At 66.4% G+C, this 19,829-nt stretch carries 18 protein-coding genes; 7 read left to right on the top strand and 11 right to left on the bottom strand.

The annotated features are described in order from the left end of the window. Positions 1-118 precede the first annotated feature (118 nt). Positions 119-2,341 (bottom strand): TonB-dependent receptor plug domain-containing protein, encoded by a 2,223-nt coding sequence (locus AC1RQG_RS00840; RefSeq protein ID WP_493127350.1) that lies wholly within the window; start codon positions 2,339-2,341, stop codon positions 119-121. Between the two features lie 168 nt (positions 2,342-2,509). Continuing rightward, entirely contained in the window at positions 2,510-3,067 is a 558-nt protein-coding gene (locus AC1RQG_RS00835; RefSeq protein ID WP_493127348.1) for a hypothetical protein, read from the bottom strand. A gap of 371 nt (positions 3,068-3,438) precedes the next feature. On the opposite strand from AC1RQG_RS00835, the gene AC1RQG_RS00830 reads away from it, so the two are divergent. Together AC1RQG_RS00830 and AC1RQG_RS00825 are read left to right on the top strand one after the other, a co-directional pair. After that, positions 3,439-4,887: a S41 family peptidase gene (locus AC1RQG_RS00830; protein ID WP_493127346.1), complete on the top strand. Its 1,449-nt coding sequence runs from the start codon at positions 3,439-3,441 to the stop codon at positions 4,885-4,887. A 148-nt stretch (positions 4,888-5,035) separates the two neighbouring features. Continuing rightward, positions 5,036-6,157: a beta-ketoacyl-ACP synthase III gene (locus tag AC1RQG_RS00825; RefSeq protein ID WP_493127344.1), complete on the top strand. Its 1,122-nt coding sequence runs from the start codon at positions 5,036-5,038 to the stop codon at positions 6,155-6,157. A 77-nt stretch (positions 6,158-6,234) separates the two neighbouring features. Here AC1RQG_RS00825 and AC1RQG_RS00820 read toward each other — a convergent pair whose 3' ends face one another. Continuing rightward, positions 6,235-8,271 carry a 2,4-dienoyl-CoA reductase FMN-binding domain-containing protein gene (locus AC1RQG_RS00820; RefSeq protein ID WP_493127342.1) on the bottom strand — a complete coding sequence of 679 codons (2,037 nt, stop codon included), beginning with the start codon at positions 8,269-8,271 and terminating at the stop codon, positions 6,235-6,237. A 152-nt stretch (positions 8,272-8,423) separates the two neighbouring features. On the opposite strand from AC1RQG_RS00820, the gene AC1RQG_RS00815 reads away from it, so the two are divergent. Next, the gene (locus AC1RQG_RS00815) at positions 8,424-8,993 is read left to right on the top strand and encodes an SRPBCC family protein (protein WP_493127340.1); all 570 of its coding nucleotides are present in this window, start codon (positions 8,424-8,426) and stop codon (positions 8,991-8,993) included. A 42-nt stretch (positions 8,994-9,035) separates the two neighbouring features. Here AC1RQG_RS00815 and AC1RQG_RS00810 read toward each other — a convergent pair whose 3' ends face one another. The 7 genes from AC1RQG_RS00810 to AC1RQG_RS00780 all read right to left on the bottom strand — a co-directional run bounded on the left by AC1RQG_RS00810 (position 9,036) and on the right by AC1RQG_RS00780 (position 14,531). Continuing rightward, entirely contained in the window at positions 9,036-9,488 is a 453-nt protein-coding gene (locus tag AC1RQG_RS00810; protein WP_493127338.1) for a hypothetical protein, read from the bottom strand. A 52-nt stretch (positions 9,489-9,540) separates the two neighbouring features. Next, positions 9,541-9,984 carry a DUF2721 domain-containing protein gene (locus AC1RQG_RS00805; protein ID WP_493127336.1) on the bottom strand — a complete coding sequence of 148 codons (444 nt, stop codon included), beginning with the start codon at positions 9,982-9,984 and terminating at the stop codon, positions 9,541-9,543. 63 nt (positions 9,985-10,047) lie between these two features. Continuing rightward, entirely contained in the window at positions 10,048-11,001 is a 954-nt protein-coding gene (gene pip, locus AC1RQG_RS00800) for a prolyl aminopeptidase (protein ID WP_493127335.1), read from the bottom strand. A 112-nt stretch (positions 11,002-11,113) separates the two neighbouring features. Continuing rightward, positions 11,114-11,854 (bottom strand): acetoacetyl-CoA reductase, encoded by a 741-nt coding sequence (gene phbB, locus AC1RQG_RS00795; RefSeq protein WP_182215209.1) that lies wholly within the window; start codon positions 11,852-11,854, stop codon positions 11,114-11,116. A gap of 81 nt (positions 11,855-11,935) precedes the next feature. Next, positions 11,936-13,114 carry an acetyl-CoA C-acetyltransferase gene (locus AC1RQG_RS00790; RefSeq protein ID WP_493127333.1) on the bottom strand — a complete coding sequence of 393 codons (1,179 nt, stop codon included), beginning with the start codon at positions 13,112-13,114 and terminating at the stop codon, positions 11,936-11,938. 186 nt (positions 13,115-13,300) lie between these two features. Then, positions 13,301-13,507: a hypothetical protein gene (locus tag AC1RQG_RS00785; protein ID WP_493127332.1), complete on the bottom strand. Its 207-nt coding sequence runs from the start codon at positions 13,505-13,507 to the stop codon at positions 13,301-13,303. Positions 13,508-13,622: 115 nt separating this feature from the next. After that, complete coding sequence (locus AC1RQG_RS00780) at positions 13,623-14,531, bottom strand: LysR family transcriptional regulator (protein WP_493127330.1); 909 nt, start codon at positions 14,529-14,531, stop codon at positions 13,623-13,625. A gap of 109 nt (positions 14,532-14,640) precedes the next feature. On the opposite strand from AC1RQG_RS00780, the gene metE reads away from it, so the two are divergent. The 4 genes from metE (at position 14,641) to minE (ending at position 19,078) form a co-directional block, all read left to right on the top strand. Continuing rightward, positions 14,641-16,971, top strand: a complete 2,331-nt coding sequence (gene metE, locus AC1RQG_RS00775) for a 5-methyltetrahydropteroyltriglutamate--homocysteine S-methyltransferase (RefSeq protein WP_493127328.1) — start codon at positions 14,641-14,643, stop codon at positions 16,969-16,971. A 233-nt stretch (positions 16,972-17,204) separates the two neighbouring features. Continuing rightward, positions 17,205-17,981, top strand: coding sequence for a septum site-determining protein MinC (minC, locus tag AC1RQG_RS00770; RefSeq protein ID WP_493127327.1), 777 nt, complete (start codon positions 17,205-17,207; stop codon positions 17,979-17,981). Positions 17,982-18,009: 28 nt separating this feature from the next. Beyond that, on the top strand, positions 18,010-18,825 hold the full coding sequence (minD, locus tag AC1RQG_RS00765) for a septum site-determining protein MinD (protein ID WP_493127326.1): 816 nt from the start codon (positions 18,010-18,012) through the stop codon (positions 18,823-18,825). A 1-nt stretch (position 18,826) separates the two neighbouring features. Further along, positions 18,827-19,078 carry a cell division topological specificity factor MinE gene (gene minE / locus AC1RQG_RS00760; protein WP_173594320.1) on the top strand — a complete coding sequence of 84 codons (252 nt, stop codon included), beginning with the start codon at positions 18,827-18,829 and terminating at the stop codon, positions 19,076-19,078. A 15-nt stretch (positions 19,079-19,093) separates the two neighbouring features. On the opposite strand, the gene AC1RQG_RS00755 is transcribed toward minE, so the two are convergent. Beyond that, positions 19,094-19,606, bottom strand: a complete 513-nt coding sequence (locus tag AC1RQG_RS00755; protein ID WP_493127324.1) for a hypothetical protein — start codon at positions 19,604-19,606, stop codon at positions 19,094-19,096. Positions 19,607-19,829 lie beyond the last annotated feature (223 nt).

The raw sequence follows: 19,829 nt of genomic DNA, 5'->3' as shown, positions 1-19,829 counted from the left end.
TGTAGGGCGGGGATGGCGGTGGTGCCGCGCGGTTCGGTTCAGGCGGATAGCCCGGAATCCGGCAATGTAGCACGAGCCGGCGGACACGGCACGCGATTGTTCGCGCGCCGCGCCAGAGTCAGAACTTCGTTTCGAGCTTCACGCTCCAGACCGTGTAAGTCTGGTAATCGGAATCGGCCGAGGAGGTCACGCCGCGCGCCGTGACGACGTTGCCGCTCAGGCTGTCGAGCGGCGCCAGGTTGCTGGCCGAGAGGCGCAGCTGGTTGCGGTTGTCGAACTTCCACAACGCGTAGGCGTCGAACGCGCGCTTGCGGCCCGTTTCCACCTGCTGGGTGGGACTGGTCTGGATCACGACGGCCGGGGTCCAGTTGACGCTGCCGCCCAGCGTCAGCGGCCATTGCTTGAGGTGGTAGTCGAGGCCCAGGTTGGCCGTCTGTTTCGCCTGCTGGTCGAGCCGGTTGTTGGGGCCGGGGATGCCGTCCACGCTGGACCAGAAGCGGCTGTAGTTGGTGCGGAAGTCGATGGCCGGTGCATCGTCGAACAATTCGATCAACTGGAACTTGGCCTCCAGCTCGATGCCGCTGGTGCGCGCGTGGCCCACATTCGACGGCGTGGACACGTAATGCGGGCCCTGCGGCGTGTCATAGCTGGTCAAGGTGCGGCGGATCAGGTTGTCGATGTCGCGCACGAAGCCGCTGACGCTGACGATGCCGCTGCGGCCCAGGTAGTGCTCATACGCCAGGTCCAGCCCCGTGGCCAGTTCCGGCTTGAGGTCGGGATTGCCCATGCGGTCGGGATGGGTGGCGTTGTTCGGGTGGGCCAGATACGGCAAGGCGATCAGGTCCTGCACGTTGGCCGCCTTGTAGCTCTTGGTCAGGCTGGCGCGCACCTGGTCGCGCGCGTGGCCGGGGATGCGCCACACGCCATGCAGCAGGGGGCTGAGCACGCTGCTGGTGTTGTGCACGTCGCCGCTGTCGCGCCAGCTGGTGGTGGTGATGCCTTCCCAGCGCAGGCCGGCATAGGCCGACCATTGCGGCGTGATGTCCCACTCGTCCTGCGCGAACACGGCGTAGCGGCGCGTGTCGGCGCTCAGGTTGTCGCCCGAATCGTCGAACTGGGCCACGCCGTTCTTGTCGAGCGAGGTCTTGGTCTGCTCGCGGTGGCTGGCCTCCAGGTCCCAGCCGGCGGCCAGCGCGTGATCCTTGCCCAGCGGCGTGCTGTACTTGCCGCCAGTGCTCGCGCTGCGGTCGCGCGTGCTGTCGCTGTCGGTAAAGCGGTTCGATTCCTGGCCGGCGCCGTCGTATTGCAGGCGCACCGCGTCGCTGCTGCTGTGACCCAGGCCGAAGCCGAATTTGACGTCCAGCTTGGCCGCGCCCTCCAGCTTGTGCACCCAGTTGCCGAAGCCGCGCATGAAGGTGGTGTCGGCATGGCTGCGGGTGGCGGCCGTGGCGTACTCGGGCGGCGACTGGCCGATGCTCTGGTCCAGCACGCTGGTGGCCGTGGTGTCGCTGTGCAAACGCATCAGGAAGGGCTGGAAGTTCAACTGGTCGCCGCCATCGAACTTGTAGGACAGACGCGGCGTCAGGTGGATGCCGCGCGCCTTGCGGTTGCTGTCATCCGTTTCCAGCTGATCCTTGAGCACGGCGCCGGCGGCGTCCGTGTCCTGGTAGGCGATGGTGTTGTGGTCGTGCTGGCGGTGCTCGAACACGGAGCCGGTCAGCAGATAGGTCAGGCTGCCCGCCTTGCCGGGCACGGTCAGCGATACATTGGGCGCGTGGCGGCCCTGCTCCACCGTATCGGTCAGCTTGAGCTGTTTGTCCTTGAGCTGGTAGCCGTCGCGCAGCACGATGTTGATGGTGCCGGCGATGGCGCGCGTGCTGTGCTCGGCCACCGGGCCGCGCATGATCTCGACCCGCTCCACCTGGTCGGGCGACAGGCTGTCCATGGAAAAGCCGGCCGGCGGACGCTCGCCGTTGACGAGGATCTGCGTGTAGCCGCTGCCCAGGCCGCGCATGCGGATGTCGCCGCCACGGCCGGGGCGGCCGCCGATGGTGACGCCGGGCAGGCGCTTGAGCACGTCGGCCAGGCTGGTGTCGCCGTTGCGGTCCAGTTCCTCGCGGCCATAGACTTGCTTGGCGGCCGTGGAACGGCGGCGCTCGTCCATGTCGCTGGCGCGGCCGCCGCTGACCGTCACTTGCTGGATGGGATGGCCGTCCGGCCCGGCGGTCGGCTGGGCGGTGCTGGTATCGGCTGGCTGGGGGACCGCGTTCTGGGCGTGGACGGCCGTGTCGGCCAGCGTGCCCAGCAGGGCCAGGCACGCGTAGGGAAACAATTTGCGCATAAAGTATCGGGTTGCTTGGTCGCGGACGACCGTCCGCGCCCGCATTCTAGCCCGCCGGCCGGCCGGGCATGCGCGCCGACAGTTGTTTTTTACTTTGCGATACACACCCTGCGCGCGGGGCCCATCAACTCCCCATCAACTCCCCATCATCCACCCATCAGCCGCCCATCAGCCGCCCGGCATGCCCATGCCGGCGCCGCCCTGCCGGTGATGGCCGCCACGGCTGCGTTCGCCGCCCTCGTCCTTCGCGCGCGGGGCGCCGCCGCTGTGGCCGCCGTTATCGGGCATGCGCAGCAATTGTTCGGCCAGCAGGTTGGCCACCACGCGGCGCTGCGGTTCGCTCAGCGCGTCGTTGACGGTCAGCCACCATTCGCGCAACTGCTTTTCCTCGGCCGCCGTGGTGGCCGTCTCCGCGTCCAGCGCGCCCACCAGGTCGCGCAGCTCGACGCCGGCGCCATCCAGGCCGGCCTTGCTGGCCGCCTGCAAGCGCTCGCGGCGCGCCTGGCGCTCGCGCAACAGCGCGCGGGTTTTGCCTTCCGTCTGCTGCCACAGGGTTTGCTGGTTGGCGTTCAGGGCCAGCGAGGTCTTCAGCTCGGCCGCCATCGGCAACATATCCTCGGCCCGCATCTCCATCACGGGCAGGGCCAGCGCGGGCAAGGTGGCCGCGCTCAGCAGCAGGGCCGCGCCCAGGTGGCGCGGGCGGAAAGACAGCAAGGTGGACAACATGAACACTCCCGGAACAAAAACACCTGCACAAAAAAATGCCTGCGGCATAAGCGCAGGCAAAGAACCACTTCAGGGTAGAGAGAAATACAAGTCCAGTGTAGGCCGCGAACACCGGCCGGGCAGGGATTCTTACAATTGCTTACCGTCGTCAACGCTAGCGTTACACAACGCTACCAAAGTCCGGCCCCGCGCAATATTTGCAGTCATGCATGCTGCTAAGGTGGCTGCACGCGCGACCGGAAAAAAACGTGTAAATCATTACGCATTGGATACTACGTTTGCCGGAAATCAGGTTTATACTGAATCGTAGCGTTACGCCGGCGCCGACCGCGCGGCCGCAACGCCGGATGGATAGATTCGACAGGTGAAACATGGGCAAGAAACTCAAGAGTGCCGGGCTGGTCAGCCTGGGTGTCATCGCCGGCATCGCCGTGTCGCTGCAATTTTCCGCGATGGCGCAAAAGCCCGTGGAGCCCGCCCTGCCGCTGGAGGAATTGCGCCAGCTGGCCGACGTGTACGGCCTCATCAAGTCGGACTACGTGGAACCTGTCGAGGACAAGAAACTGCTGACCGAAGCCATCGCCGGCATGGTCGCCTCGCTCGACCCCCATTCCGCCTACCTCGACAAGAAGGCCTACGCCGAGCTGCGCGAAGGCTCGCAAGGCAAGTTCGTCGGCCTCGGCATCGAAATCGGCCAGAGCGAGGAAGGCTATATCAAGATCGTCTCGCCGATCGAGGATTCGCCGGCCTACCGGGCCGGCATCAAGGCGGGCGACCTGATCACGCGGCTCGACGGCACGCCCGTCAAGGGCATGAGCCTGGACGACTCCGTCAAGAAGATGCGCGGCGAGCCGCACACCAAGGTCAACCTGACCATCCTGCGCAAGGGTGAGAGCGAGCCGCTGCTATTCACCATCGCGCGCGAGGAAATCCATCAGAAAAGCGTCAAGGGCAAGCTGATCGAACCCGGCTACGCCTGGCTGCGGATCTCGCAGTTCCAGGAACCGACCGTCGACGACCTGGCCGCCAAGATCGTCGAACTGTACAAGCAGGACCCCAACATCAAGGGCCTGGTGCTGGATCTGCGCAACGACCCCGGCGGCGTGCTGCAGGGCGCGATCGGGGTGGCGGCCGCCTTCCTGCCGCGCGACTCGGCCATCGTCTCCACCAACGGCCAGTTGCCCGACTCCAAACAGATCTTCTACGGCCGGCCCGAGTACTACGCGCTGCGCAATGACGGCGACGCGCTGGCCAGGCTGCCCGAGGCCGTCAAGAAAGTGCCGATGGTGGTGCTGGTCAACACAGGCTCGGCCTCGGCCTCGGAGATCGTGGCCGGCGCGCTGCAGGACTACAAGCGCGCCGCCATCGTCGGCACCCAGACCTTCGGCAAGGGTTCCGTGCAGACCATCCGCCAGCTCACGCCCGACACGGCCGTCAAGCTGACCACGGCCCGCTACTACACGCCGAACGGCCGCTCGATCCAGGCCAAGGGCATCGCGCCCGACCTGCTGGTGGACGAGAACGCCGATGGCGACGGCCTGAACAGCCTGCGCACGCGCGAAGCGGACCTCGACAAGCACCTGTCCAACGACCGCGACCAGGAAGGCGCCAAGACCAACCGCGACGAGCTGGAGGAACAACTGCGCGTGATCGCGATGGAAAAACAACGCAAGCCGCTCGAATACGGCAGCAACGACGATTTCCAGCTGGCCCAGGCGCTGAACCACCTGAAAGGCTTGCCCGTGCAACTGGCCAAGACCGAATCGAAGCTGGTGCAGGTGGCCAGCCCCGCCGTCAAGAAAGACCTGAGCAAGAAATAGGCGGCGGCCCGCCGGGCCGATCCCGCCGCGCGGGCGCGCCCGGAAAAAAATCAAGCGGGCGATTAGAAAATGCGCTGACCGGGCCCGCCATTGTGTAAAATTTGCTCACTTGCGGCGCCAGCCCATTACCATATTTGAAAGTTTACCCATGAAACAAGCCGTCATCAGCGGTACCGGCCTCTTTACGCCAGCACAATCGATCTCCAATGAGGAGCTGGTCGCCAGCTTCAACGCCTATGTCGAGAAATTCAACGCCGACCACGCCGCCGCCATCGCGGACGGCAGCGTGACCGCGCTGGAACCGTCCAGCGTCGGCTTCATCGAGAAAGCGTCCGGCATCAAGTCGCGCTTCGTGATGGAAAAGAGCGGCATCCTCGACCCCGAGCGCATGGTGTCGCGCATCCCCGAGCGCGGCGACGACGAACTGTCGCTGCAGGCGGAAATCTGCGTGGCCGCCGCGCGCCAGGCGCTCGACCGCGCCGGCCGCACGGCGGCCGACATCGACATGGTGCTGGTCGCCTGCAGCAACATGCAGCGCGCCTACCCGGCCATGGCGGTGGAGGTGCAGCAGGCGCTCGGCATCGACGGCTACGGCTTCGACATGAACGTGGCCTGCTCGTCGGCCACCTTCGGCATCCAGACCGCCGTGGCGGCCATCAAGAGCGGCCAGGCGCGCGCCGTGCTGGTGCTCAATCCCGAGATCACCAGCGGCCACCTGAACTGGCGCGACCGCGACAGCCACTTCATCTTCGGCGACGCCTGCACGGCGATCGTGATCGAGGACGCGGCCACGGCCCAGGGCCCGCACCGCTTCGAGATCGTCGAGACCCAGCTCAAGACGGCGTTCTCCAACAACATCCGCAACAACTTCGGCTTCCTGAACCGCTTCGACGAGTCGGGCATCGGCCAGCCGGACAAGCTGTTCCGCCAGCAGGGCCGCAAGGTGTTCAAGGACGTGTGCCCGATGGCCGCCGAGATGATCAAGACCACCATCGCCGGCGCCGGCCTGGAAGTGCCGCAGGTGAACCGCTACTGGCTGCACCAGGCCAACCTGAACATGAACCTGCTGATCAGCCGCATGGTGCTGGGCCGCGACGCGGAACCGGGCGAGGCGCCCGTGATCCTCGACACCTACGCCAACACCTCGTCGGCCGGTTCCATCATCGCCTTCCACAAACATTCGGACGACCTGGCCGCCGGCCAGCTGGGCGTGATCTGCTCGTTCGGCGCCGGCTACTCGATCGGCTGCGTGGTGGTGCGCAAGCTGTAACGATAGTCCGGTCGCGAAAAAAAACAGGCACGGGGTTCGGTTCACCCCGTGCCTGTTTTTCGTTGGGACGCGTCCCGTTACAACCGCACGGCCAGCTCCGCGCCTTCCTTGATGGCGCGCTTGGCGTCCAGCTCGGCCGCCAGCGCGGCGCCGCCGATCTTGTGGAAGCGCGGGCCGGTCTTGGCCTGCTCCCCGGTCGGCATCAGTTCCGTCAGGCTGTCCTGGCCGGCGCACACCACCACGTTGTCCACCGCCAGCAGGCGCTGTTCGCCGCCCACCGTGATGTGCAGGCCATGGTCGTCGATGCGGTCGTACTGCACGCCGGCGATCATCACCACCCCGGCGCGCGCCAGCGTGGCGCGGTGCACCCAGCCCGAGGTCTTGCCCAGGCCCGCGCCCAGCTTGGAGGTCTTGCGCTGCAGCAGATAGAGCTGGCGCACCGGCTCCGGCGCCTGCGCCGGCACCAGGCCGCCGGAGGTGTCGCCCTTCAGGTCCACGCCCCACTCGCGCGCCCACACGTCCAGCGCCAGCGGCAGCGCATGGCGCGGGTCGTGCAGCAGGTATTCGCTGACGTCGAAGCCGATCCCGCCGGCGCCGATGATGGCGACGCGCTTGCCCACCGGCGCCTTGTTCTGCAACACGTCCACGTACGACAGCACCTTGGCGTGCTCGATGCCGGGGATGGGCGGCCGGCGCACCTTGATGCCGGTGGCCACCACCACGTCGTCGTAGCCGCCGGCCAGCAGCTGTTCGCGCGTGACGCGCTCGCCGAGCCGCAGCTTCACGCCGGTCAGTTCGAGTTTGCGGCCGAAGTAGCGCACCGTCTCGGCGAATTCCTCCTTGCCCGGAATCTGCATGGCGATGCGGAACTGGCCGCCGATGCCGGGGTTCGAGTCGAACAGCGTCACGTCGTGGCCGCATTCGGCGGCCACGGTGGCGGCCGACAGACCGGCCGGCCCGGCGCCCACCACGGCCACCTTGCGTTTGGTGGCCGCCTTCGCGTACACCAGCTCCGTCTCGTGGCAGGCGCGCGGGTTGACCAGGCAGCTGGCGCGCTTGTTGGCGAAGGTGTGGTCGAGGCAGGCCTGGTTGCAGCCGATGCAGGTGTTGATCTCGTCGGCGCGGCCCTCGGCCGCCTTGAGCACGAACTGCGGGTCGGCCAGGAACGGGCGCGCCATCGACACCAGGTCCGCCTCGCCGCGCTGCAGCACGCCTTCGGCCTCGTGCGGCATGTTGATGCGGTTCGACGCCACCACGGGGATGGTCAGCTCGCGCCGCAGCCGGCCGGCCACGCCCGAGAACGCGGCGCGCGGCACCGAGGTGACGATGGTGGGCACGCGCGCCTCATGCCAGCCGAAGCCGGTGTTCATGATGGTCACGCCGGCGTGCTGCAGCGCCTTGGCCACGGCCACCACGTCGTCCCAGGTGTTGCCGCCGTCGACCAGGTCGAGCAGCGAGTGGCGGTACATGATGATGAAGTCCTTGCCCACCTCGGCGCGGATGCGCTTGACGATCTCCACCGGCAGCCGCATGCGGTTCTCGATGCTGCCGCCCCAGCGGTCGGTGCGCAGGTTGGTGCGCGCGCACAGGAACTGGTTGATCAGATAGCCTTCGCTGCCCATCACCTCCACGCCGTCGTAGCCGGCGTCGCGCGCCAGCCGCGCGCAGCGCGCGTAGTCGCGGATGGTCGACTCGATGCCGGCCTCGGTCAGCGCGCGCGGCTTGAACGGCGAGATCGGCGACTTGCGCTCCGAGGCCGACACCACGAACGGCTGGTAGCCGTAGCGGCCCGCGTGCAGGATCTGCATCACGATCTTGCCGCCCTCCTCGTGCACGGCGCCCGTCAGGCGGCGGTGGTTGAACACGTCGGCCTTGAAGTTGACGGTGCCGCCGAACGGCAGCAGCCAGCCGGCCCGGTTGGGCGAGAAGCCGCCCGTGACGATCAGGCCCACGCCGCCGCGCGCGCGTTCGCGGTAGTAGGCGGCCAGCTTGCCGAAATTGAAGAAGCGGTCTTCCAGCCCCGTGTGCATGGAACCCATGATCACGCGGTTGCGCAAGGTGGTGAAGCCGAGGTCGAGGGGGGCCAGCAGGTGCGGGTAACTTGGAGTAGTCATTATCGTTATAGGCGTGGTTGACATGCGATGGCGGCATTAAAACCGAATTCTCTAGACCCGTGTTTCTAAACGACCCGCCTTGGCGCAGCGGCCATTTGTAACCAGAACGTACCACGCTTGTATTCTGCCACCCTTTCCCTTACGCTGGAACGATGATGCGATTTCTTCTGTTCCTGATACTCGGTGCGGCCGCCCCCGTCATGGCGCAAACACCCAGGCTTGAATTGCCCAAGCTGGAAGTGTCGGTGAACCGGGTGGAGTTCGATGCGCTGCACCTGTTCGAGGTCAACGCGGCCGGCACGGTGCAGGCGTCGCCGGCCACCGTCTGGCGCATCCTCACCAACTATGAACGGATGAACGAATTCGTGCCGGATCTGGAATCGTGCAAGGTGTTGGCGCGCAACGGCAACGAGGTCATCATCGAACAATTCGGCACGGCGCGCTTCCTGTTCATGTCCAAGTCCATCCACCTGATCGTGCGCGCCACCGAGCAGCCGATGACGGCGATCGACATCGCCCTCATCTCGGGCGACATGAAGCACTACGAATCGCACTGGGAACTGGTGCCGGTGCCGGAAACGGGCGGCACCAAGGTGATCTACACGGGCCGGCTGGTGCCCAACTTCTACGTGCCGGGCATCCTCGGCGCCAAGATCATCCGCCACGACATCGAACGGATGATGGCGGCCGTGCTCACGCGGCTCGACAGCAAGCGCGATTGACGGCGAAGACGGCGGCCGGCCTGCGCGGCCGCGCGGCGGGCGTTACGCGAGGTAGGTGTCGCGGTCGCGCAGTTCGGCGAAATTCTCCAGGCTGCCGATCTTGATCAGCACGGGGTTGAGACTGAGCTGGCTTTGCATGGCGCGCCACGCGAACAGCCATTCATGCTCGTTGGCCTCGTGGGCGGTCTTGGTGAAGGCCGCGCCCAGCGCGGCGCGGGTGCCGTATTCGACGGCGCCGTCGATGCCGGCCCAGCTGGGCAAGGCGCGCTGCACGGCGCGGTGCACGCGTTCGCCGAATTCTTCCGTGTTGTGGATGATCAGGCAGCAGTCGGCGTTGAACTGCTCGAACAGGGTGGCGTCCCATACCTGGGAGAAGCTCAGCGTCAGGCAGTTCGACGCCGGGCGCAGCACGAATTGCCCCTGGCTCAGGGCCAGTTCCAGGTCTTCGCGCACGCCGTAGCGGTACAGGGTGGGGGGGCGTTGATAATCGTGCATGATGGTATTCGGTTCAATCAAAAAGGGGGCGGCGGGCGCCGGACGGCATCGCTTATTTTACCGGCTGGCGCACATGGCGGTGGGAACGCATGGCGGCCGAGGCGATAAAGATCTCGCGCAGGAACGACACCAGGCTGCCGATCAGGCAGGCCATGGCCACCACGAACATGCCGGCGATGTACTTGTCGAGCGGCAGGTCGGTGATATCCCCCAGGAACAGCATGGCGACGACCAGGCAGATCAGCAGCGCGCACGAGGTGGCCAGCGTGATCGACACATTGATCAGGTGCGAGCGCCGGTACAGCGTGTCCAGTTCATTGAGGTGGACGTCGTTGTAGCCCACGTCCAGCTTGTCCTCGAGCACGCGCGAACGGTCGATGATGCGGGCCAGGCGGTTGATCAGCACCATCAGGGCCGTGCCCACGCCCGACAGCAGGAACACCGGGGCGACGGCGAGCTGGATGACGTGACCGATCTCGCCGATCTGTAAGTTCATGAGTGCGATGATGACACCTCGATGCTGGTTGTGGCGCAGGCCGTAGTGTAGCAGGCGGCCTGCCTATTCAAAACGGCCATGGCGGCGGAACTGCTCGGTGGCCGCCACCAGCGCGCGCGCGATGCCCTGCTCGAGCGCGCCGTGGCCGGCGTCCGGGATCATCTTCAGCACGGCGCCGGGCCAGGCCCCGTGCAGCCGGTGCGCCGACAGCGGCGGGCAGATCACGTCGTAGCGGCCCTGCACGATCACGGCCGGCAGGTGGGCGATGCGGCCCATGTCGCGGATCAGCTGGTCGTCCGTGAAGAAGCCGAGGTTGGCCATGTAGTGCGATTCGAGCCGGCCCACGCCCAGGTCCAGCGCGTCGGACGACGCCTCGTCCGGCTGCGGCAGCAGGAACACGCGGCGGCCCTCGAAGCGGCTCCACGCGCGCACGGCCGGCCAGTAGACGTCGGGGTCGTCGCTCATGATGCGTTCCAGGTAGGCCTGCAGCAGGTCGCCGCGCTCGGCCGGCGGGATCGGCGCGATGAACTCCTCGTACAGTTCGGGATAGAACCACTGCACGCCGTGGATGAACCAGTCGATCTCGGCCTGCGTGCACAGGAAGATGCCGCGCAACACGAAGCCGAGGCAGCGCTCGGGGTGGGCCTGGCCGTAGGCCAGCGCCAGCGTGGAACCCCACGAGCCGCCGAACACCAGCCACTGGCTGATGCCGAACAGTTCGCGCAGCCGCTCGATGTCCTCCACCAGAAACTGGGTGGTGTTGGCCCGGCATTCGCCCAGCGGGGTGGACTTGCCGGCGCCGCGCTGGTCGAACAGGATCACGCGGTACTGCTCGGGGTCGAAGAAGCGGCGGTGCTGCGGCGACAGGCCGGCGCCGGGGCCGCCGTGCAGGAAGATCACCGGCATGCCGTCCGGATTGCCCACCTCCTCCCAGTAAATGGTGTGCAGGTCGTCGACGGCCAGCATGCCCTGGCGGCGCGGCGTAATGGGAGGGAACAGGGGCGACGTATCGGGCATGGCGACTCCTTTGCATGGGCGGGACGGTTGATACCGCATTGTACTTGAGCCCGCCGCCCATAAAAAAAGCGCCGCCCGGGGGCGGCGCTTCCGGCGTCATGAACGACTGCGATCAGGACATGTGCTGGCCGCCGTTGATGGCGATGTTGGCGCCGGTGACGAAAGCCGCCTCGTCCGACGACAGGTAGGCCACCAGGCCAGCCACTTCTTCCGGCTTGCCCAGGCGGGCCATCGGAATCTGCGGGATGATCTTGGTGTCCAGCACGTCCTGCGGGATCTCCATCACCATCTTGGTGCCGATGTAGCCGGGCGAGATGGTGTTGACCGTCACGCCCTTGCGGGCCACTTCCAGCGCCAGCGACTTGGTGAAGCCGTGCATGCCGGCCTTGGCGGCCGCATAGTTGGTCTGGCCGAACGCGCCCTTCTGGCCGTTGACGGAGGAGATGTTGATGATACGGCCCCAGCCGCGCTCCACCATGCCGTCGCACACCGGCTTGGTCATGTTGAACACGGAGTCCAGGTTGGTGGCCATGACGGCGTCCCAGTTGGTCTTGTCCATCTTCTTGAACGTCATGTCGCGCGTGATGCCCGCGTTGTTGACCAGCACATCGACCGGACCGATGTCCTTGGTGATGGCCGCCACGCACGCCGCCGCCGAATCGTAATCGGCCACGTCGCATGGATACGCCTTGAAGTTGAAGCCCTGGTCACGGGTGGTGGCCAGCCAGTCATTGACTTTGGTATTGCCAGGGGAATACGTTGTCACGACGGTGTAGCCCAGTGCCGCCAGCTTGAAACAAACCGCTTCGCCCAGACCGCCCATACCGCCCGTTACTAATGCAACTCTTGCCATTTTTCGTCCCCTCGTTTTTTCAACAACTACAATAAAATCGTTCCCCGCCGGTTGCGCGGGCCGCGTACCGCTGCTGCGTCCTTACGCGCGCTCGACCGCCAGCGCCACGCCCATGCCGCCGCCGATGCACAGCGAGGCCAGGCCCTTCTTGGCGTCGCGCCGCACCATCTCGTGCAGCAGCGTGACCAGGATGCGGGCGCCGGACGCGCCGATCGGGTGGCCGATGGCGATCGCGCCACCGTTGACGTTGATCTTGCTGGTGTCCCAGCCCATCTCCTTGTTGACGGCGATGGCCTGGGCCGCGAAGGCTTCGTTGATCTCCATCAGGTCCAGGTCCTGCGGCGTCCAGCCGGCCTTCTTCAGGCACAGGCGGGCGGCCGACACGGGGCCCATGCCCATCACGGACGGGTCGATGCCGGACGAGGCGTAGGCCTTCACGCGCGCCAGCGGGGTCAGGCCCAGCGACTTGGCTTGCGAGGCCGGCATCATGATCACGGCGGCGGCGCCGTCGTTGATGCCCGAGGCGTTGCCGGCCGTGACCGTGCCATCCTTGGCGAACGCCGGGCGCAGGCCCTGCAGCGACTCGATCGTGGTGCCGGGTTTGACGTATTCATCGCTGTCGAACACGATGGTGCCCTTCTTCTGGGCGATCTCCAGCGGCAGGATCTCATCCTTGAACTTGCCGGCCTTCTGCGCGGCCTCCGCCTTCAGTTGCGACTGCAGCGCGAACTCGTCCTGCTCGGCGCGCGAAATCTCGTATTTCTTGGCCACGTTCTCGGCCGTCACGCCCATGTGGTACTGGTTGTAGACGTCCCACAGGCCGTCCACGATCATGGTGTCGACCATCTTGAAGTCGCCCATGCGGAAACCGTCGCGCGAGCCGTTCATGGCGTGCGGCGCGGCGCTCATGTTCTCCTGGCCGCCGGCGATGATGATGCTGGCGTCGCCGCACTTGATGGCCTGGGCCGCCAGGTGGGTGGCCTTCAGGCCGCTGCCGCACACCTTGTTGATGGTGTAGGCCGGCACGCTGTTGGGCAGGCCGGCCTTGATCACGGCCTGGCGGGCCGGGTTCTGGCCCACGGCGGCCGTCAGCACTTGTCCCAGGATGGCTTCACTGATCAGTTCCGGCGCAATGCCGGTCTTGGCCAGCAAGCCCTTGATCACGTGCGCGCCCAACTCCGAGGCGGGAACCTTCGCCAGACTGCCACCGAACTTGCCGACTGCGGTGCGGCCTGCGGCCACGATAACTACATCTTCCATGTGTTTCTCCAATGTGCCGGGGGATGACCGGCTTAGTTATGCCACAAACATCAAGACTCCATCAAGCAACTGGTTGCTCAGTTACCAAGCTGTTGTCGCTGCCGTCGACACCGCGTGTCGTGCATGTCAGATCGACAAGCCGGCGGTTCGATCATACGCCGGCCGGGCTCGCGGCGGCGCCCGCTTCTAGCGCTTGGAATCAACCGGCGTCCACATAATCTGTCTAGCAGCAACCGTGCCAGTGGCCAGCGTGGTGCGGTAGGCGTCGGCATGGCGCTCGGCACAGCGGATGCCGCCGTCCAGCATGGCTTCGGTCCAGGCCCGCAGGGCCGCCAGCTGCGCTTCCACGAGGGCGGCGCCGGCCTGGGCGCATTGTTGTGCGATATCGAACATGACGACCTTTCGTTCTCACTGTTGACCTAAGCCCTACATCGTAGGCGGCAAGCCGGTGCGAGCGTTGATCTGTATCAAAGCTACGTAATCATTCTGAAGAATGGATGCCAATTTGTCACGATAATAATTTGATACCATCGAGACTGGCGGCGCACTGCTCCCGTATCACATTGACGAAGTCCAGCACATAGGCCTTTTGCCGCAACGGCTCGGCCACGGACACGAACAAGTCGCTCCACAGACCCAGCTCGCCCACCGGCTTGGCGATCACATAGTCGTAATCGACGTAATTCTTGATGGCCCAGTTGGGCAGGGCCGCCACGCCGCGGCGGCTGGCCACCAGCTGCAGGATGGCCACCGTCAGCTCGGCTGTGCGGCGTTCGAAATGGATGCCGGCCGGGCGCAGCACTTCCCGGATCAGGTCGATGCGTTCCTCGGGCACCGGATAGGTGATCAGGGTCTCGCCCTCGAAGTCGGCGGCGGCCAGGCGGCGCGCGCCCTGCAGCCTGTGCTTCTGCGCCATCACCACCAGGATCTCGAAACGGAACAGGGGGAAGGTGGCGAATTCATTGCTGTAGTCGGAGCCGATCACGAGGTCGGCCGCGCCGCTGCGCAAGAGGTCGGCCGGCTCGCTGTGGAAGCCCGACACCAGGTCGATCTCCACATCGGGCCAGCGCTGGCGGAATTCATCCATCACCGGCATCAGCCAGTCGAAGCAGGTGTGGCACTCGAGCGCCACGCGCAGCTGGCCCTGGTCGCCCTGCGACAAACGGGCCACGTCGCGCTCGGCCTGCTCGATTTCCGGCAGCAGCAGATCGGCCAGCTTGAGCAGCCGCGCGCCCGTGGCCGTGAAGCCGATCGGCACCGACTTGCGCTCGAACAGCGGGCCGCCGTAGCGCTCCTCCAGCAGCTTGATCTGGTGCGACAGGGCCGATTGGGTCAGGTTCAGCAACTGGGCGGCACGCACCAGGCTGCCCGCGGAGCGCAGGGCGCTCAAGGTTCGGAGGTGGCGAATTTCGAGCATGGTCTATATATGAATCGTTTTCATGTGAAGCCGCAAAATCTTTCGTTTTGATTATAGACCGGAATGCCGCACACTTTAGCGCACCAATATGAAATCTGGATGACAAAACATGACGAACTTACAAATCCACATCCCCGGCTTCCCCCGCATCGGCGCGGCGCGCGAGCTCAAGACGGCGCTCGAACGCCACTGGCGCGGCGAGCTGCCGGCCGCCGCGCTGGAGCAGACCGGGCGCGAGCTGCGCGCGCGCCACTGGTCGCTGCAGCGCGAAGCCGGCCTCGACCACGTGACCGTGGGCGACTTCGCCTGGTACGACCACGTGGCCAACCACATCCAGTTGCTCGGCTGCGAGCCGGCCCGCTTCGGCTTCACGCCCGACCAGGACGCGCTGCAGCGCTACTTCGCCATGGCGCGCGGCGACACCGCGCACGATGCGCATCACGACGCGGCCCACTGCGCCTGCCAGCAAGGCGCGGCGCTGGAGATGACCAAATGGTTCGACACCAACTACCACTATCTGGTGCCCGAATTCGCCGCCGACACCGCGTTTTCGCTGCACGCGGAACGGCTGGTGGCGGAAGTGGCGGAAGCGCAGGCGCTCGGCCACCCGGTCAAGGCAGTGCTGCTGGGCCCGCTCACCTTCCTATGGCTGGGCAAGGAGAAAGGCGAGCTCGCCTTCTCCCGCCTCGCCTTGCTGGAACACCTGCTGCCCGTGTACGGCGCGCTGCTGGCGCAACTGAAGCGGGCCGGCGCGGCCTGGGTGCAGATTGACGAACCGATCCTCGGCCTCGACCTGCCGCCCGACTGGCGCAACGCGTTCGAGCCGGCCTACTGGCAGCTGAGCCAGGCGGGCGCGCCATTGCTGCTGGCCACCTATTTCTCGCCACTCGAAGAAAACCTGGGCCTGGCCTGCCGCCTGCCCGTGGCCGGCCTGCACGTGGATGGCGTGCGCGCCGCCCATGAACTGACCAGCGTGGCCGACTGGCTGCCCGGCCACAAGGTGCTGTCGGTCGGCATCATCGACGGCCGCAACGTGTGGCGCACCGACCTCGACGCGGCGCTGGCCGTGCTGCGCCCGCTGCGCGAGAAACGGTCCGGTCCGCTGTGGCTGTCCACCTCGTGCTCGCTGTTGCACGTGCCGTTCAGCCTGGAGCGCGAAACGGCGCTGGACCCGGAGATCCGTTCCTGGCTGGCGTTCGCGACGGAAAAGCTGGCCGAACTGGCCGTGCTGCGCGCCACGCTGGACGGCGCCGACACGACCGATGCGCTGGCAGCCGCGCGCGCCGCCGTGGCCGGCCGCCGCGCCAGCCCGCGCGTGCACAACGCCGCCGTGGCCGCGCGCCTGGCCGCCCTGGCGCAGGAGGGCAACAACGCCGAGCGCCGCGCCGCGCCCTTCCCCCAGCGCCAGGCGGCCCAACGCGAACGGCTGGGCCTGCCCGCCTTCCCCACCACCACCATCGGCTCGTTCCCACAGACGGCCGCGATCCGGGCCGCGCGCGCCGCCCACAAGCGCGGCGAGCTGGACGCGGCCGCCTACGAACGCACCATGCTGGCGCACATCGCCGACGCCGTGCACCGTCAGGAACAGCTGGGCCTGGACGTGTTGGTGCACGGCGAGGCCGAGCGCAACGACATGGTCGAGTATTTCGGCGAACAACTGGACGGTTTTGCCTTCACGCAACATGGCTGGGTGCAATCGTATGGCTCGCGCTGCGTCAAGCCGCCGCTGATCTACGGCGACGTGGCCCGCCCGCAGCCGATGACGGTGGCCTGGACCGCGCACGCCCAGCGCCTGACGCGGCGGCCGATGAAGGGCATGCTGACCGGGCCGGTGACCATCCTGCAATGGTCGTTCGTGCGCGACGACCAGCCGCGCGCCACCACCGCGCGCCAGATCGCGCTGGCCATCCGCGACGAGGTGGCGGACCTGGAACGGGCCGGCATCGCCATCATCCAGATCGACGAACCGGCGCTGCGCGAAGGCTTGCCGCTGCGGCGCGCGCGCTGGGACGAGTATCTGGCCTGGGCCACCGGCGCGTTCCGCCTGACGGCGGCCGTGGCGGCGGACGCGACCCAGATCCACACCCACATGTGCTACGCCGAGTTCAACGACATCCTGCCGCAGATCGCGGCCATGGACGCGGACGTGATCACGATCGAGACCAGCCGCTCGGACATGGAGTTGCTGGCCGGCTTCGGCCGGTTCCGCTACCCCAACGAGATCGGGCCCGGCGTGTACGACATCCACTCGCCGCGGGTGCCGGACCAGGCGCAGATGGTGCGCCTGCTGCGCAAGGCCAGCGCCGTGATCGCCCCCGACCAATTGTGGGTCAACCCCGACTGCGGCCTGAAGACGCGCGGCTGGGACGAAACCGAGGCGGCGCTGCGCAACATGGTGGCCGCCGCCCGCCAGTTGCGTGAGGAACACGCCATCTACTAAAACAAAAACCGGGGTCAGGTCATTCCATACCGCAATCTTGCGGTATGGAATGACCTGACCCCGGTTCTTCATTTGTGTTACGTCCCCAATTCCCCGCCGGTTCAGCCGCCAACCGGCCCGCAAGCCGCGCCAGTAGCCGCTTCGTGTCGTGCGCACCCTCCCATTTCCGGGCTTTCCACAGTAGAATGTGTGCGCTTGCGCATGCGCGCGGGCTAACCTTTATCCTGTCGCCCATGTCCAACAGCCTGTTCCAGAAGCCGATCGAAATCAAGATTTCCACCGTGGTCGCCGTGTCCGCCATCCTGTCCACCGCGGACCGCATCGCCCTCGGCGCGGCGCTCAACGATATGACGGGCGGCTCGGCCGACTTTTTCGAGGACGACCTGACCGTGATCGACGTCGGCGCGCTGCCACCCGGCGGCGAAGCCATCGACTGGGACGGCATCATCGCGCTGCTGAAGAAATACCGGCTCAATCCCGTGGCCGTGCGCAACGCGCCGCCCGAGATGGCCGCCACCATCGTGGCCCATGGCCTGAGCCTGGAAACGGCCGCCAAGCCGCGCAAGGAGCCGGAGCCGCCCGCGGCGGCAGCGCCGGCCGCCGCGCCCGCGCCCAAGGCCGCGCCCGCCCCTGTCGCGGCCCCGGCCACCGCCGTGGTCAGCCCCGGCACCCTGATCATCGACACCCCGGTGCGCGCCGGCCAGCGCATCTACGCGCGCGGCTGCGACCTGATCGTCACGGCCGTGGTCAACAACGGCGCCGAACTGATCGCCGACGGCAGCATCCACGTCTACAACACCCTGAACGGACGCGCGCTGGCCGGCGCCTCCGGCAACGCCGACGCCCGCATCTTCGCCATGGCCATGGCGCCGGAACTGCTGTCGATCGCCGGCGTGTACCGCACCTTCGAGGACGGTTTCCCGGCCGAGTATGCCCGCGCGCCGGCACAAATTCGCCTGATAGGCGACCGAATCGATATACTATCTGTCAACTCCGCATCCCGCGCTTAAGCACTGGGCTCTCTGAAAAGGATTATTCGTGGCAAGAATTATTGTTGTAACGTCCGGTAAGGGCGGTGTCGGTAAGACGACTTCCAGCGCCAGCTTCTCGACCGGGCTGGCCCAGCGCGGCCACAAGACGGCCGTGATCGACTTCGACGTCGGTCTGCGCAACCTGGACCTGATCATGGGCTGCGAACGACGCGTGGTGTACGACCTGATCAACGTGATCAACCAGGAGGCGTCGCTGACCCAGGCCCTGATCAAGGACAAGCACTGCGACAACCTGTTCATCCTGCCGGCGTCGCAAACGCGCGACAAGGATGCGTTGTCGGAGGACGGCGTGGAGCAGGTGCTGAACGAGCTCATCAACATGGGCTTCGAGTACATCATCTGCGATTCGCCGGCCGGCATCGAGCACGGCGCGCTGATGGCGCTGACCTTCGCCGACGAGGCCATCATCGTCACCAACCCCGAGGTGTCGTCCGTGCGCGATTCGGACCGCATCCTGGGCATCATCCAGGCCAAGTCGCGCCGCGCCCAGACGGGCGGCGAGCCGGTCAAGGAACACCTGTTGATCACGCGCTATTCACCGAAACGGGTGGAGGCGGACGAGATGCTGTCGCACGAGGACGTGCAGGAGATCCTGCGCATCCCGCTGATCGGCATCATTCCCGAGTCGGAGTCGGTGCTGCACGCGTCCAACCAGGGCAACCCGGCCATCCATTTCAAGGGCACGGACGTGGCGGAAGCCTATGAGGACGTGGTGTCGCGCTTCCTCGGCCAGCAAATGCCGCTGCGTTTCACCACCTACGAGAAGCCCGGCCTGCTGCAGCGCATTTTTGGGGGCAAGTGACATGGCTCTGCTTTCCTTCCTGTTCCCGTCCAAACCCAAGACCGCGTCGGCGGCCAAGGAACGGTTGCAGATCATCATCGCGCGCGAGCGCAACGGCCGCGGCGGGCCCGACTTCCTGCCGGCCCTGCACCGGGAACTGATCGAGGTGATCTCCAAGTACACCAAGGTCAACGCCGACGACATCAAGATCTCGCTGGACCGCCAGGGCAACCTGGAGGTGCTGGACGTGAACGTGGTGCTGCCGGACGCGTAATCCCCCGGGCGGTCCTCAGTTGGCGGCCGCCATGCGGCCGGCCAGCAGTTGCTGCGCCACCTCGGCGCACGCCTCCACGTGCTGGTAGCCGAGCTGGCGGAACACGGCGAAGCCGATCGCGGCCGACGCCAGCTGGCCGGCGATCGGCACCAGCTTGCCCGCCTGGCGCGCCAGCAGCTTGCCGCCGCCGCGCCGCAGCAGCGCCGTCACCAGGTCGCGCGTGACCACTTTCCCCACCAGCATGCCGCCGGCGCCCATGGCCGCCTCGTAGGCCAGCATGCGCCATTGCGGCTGCAGCCGGGCGATCTGGTCGGCGCTCAGGCCGAACTCCTGGTTGACGTCCTCGATCAACAGCGCGAACAGGCGCAGATCCGTCACCACGTCCACGCCCGGGATCGGCACGGCCGCCATGCCGGCCGACCACACGGCGCGCCGCCGCACGAGGCGCCGGCAACGCTCGCGCACGGCCGCGATGTCGCGCGCCGAGCCGGGCACCAGCACCCATTCCGACTCATTGTTACTCGCCATTACGCCCTCCCCGGGACTTGCTTCCGAACATGTTGCGTATTGAAATCAGGGTGATGTAAGTGTACCGTGTAATGGTGCAGGAGACGCGCGGACTGAAAATAGTTATATCCAATCGGAAATATTTAGCTTTTTTACTAACTATTTTTGTAAATCTCTGTTATATTCAATGTGACTTCTCCTTAACATTCATGGACGGGCGGTGCATGACGCCGCCGGCCAGCCA

This window comes from Rugamonas sp. GW822-FHT03B10 (assembly GCF_058801745.1).
Note: the sequence above shows the minus strand (reverse complement) of the source record. Positions and strands in the feature narration are given on the sequence as shown.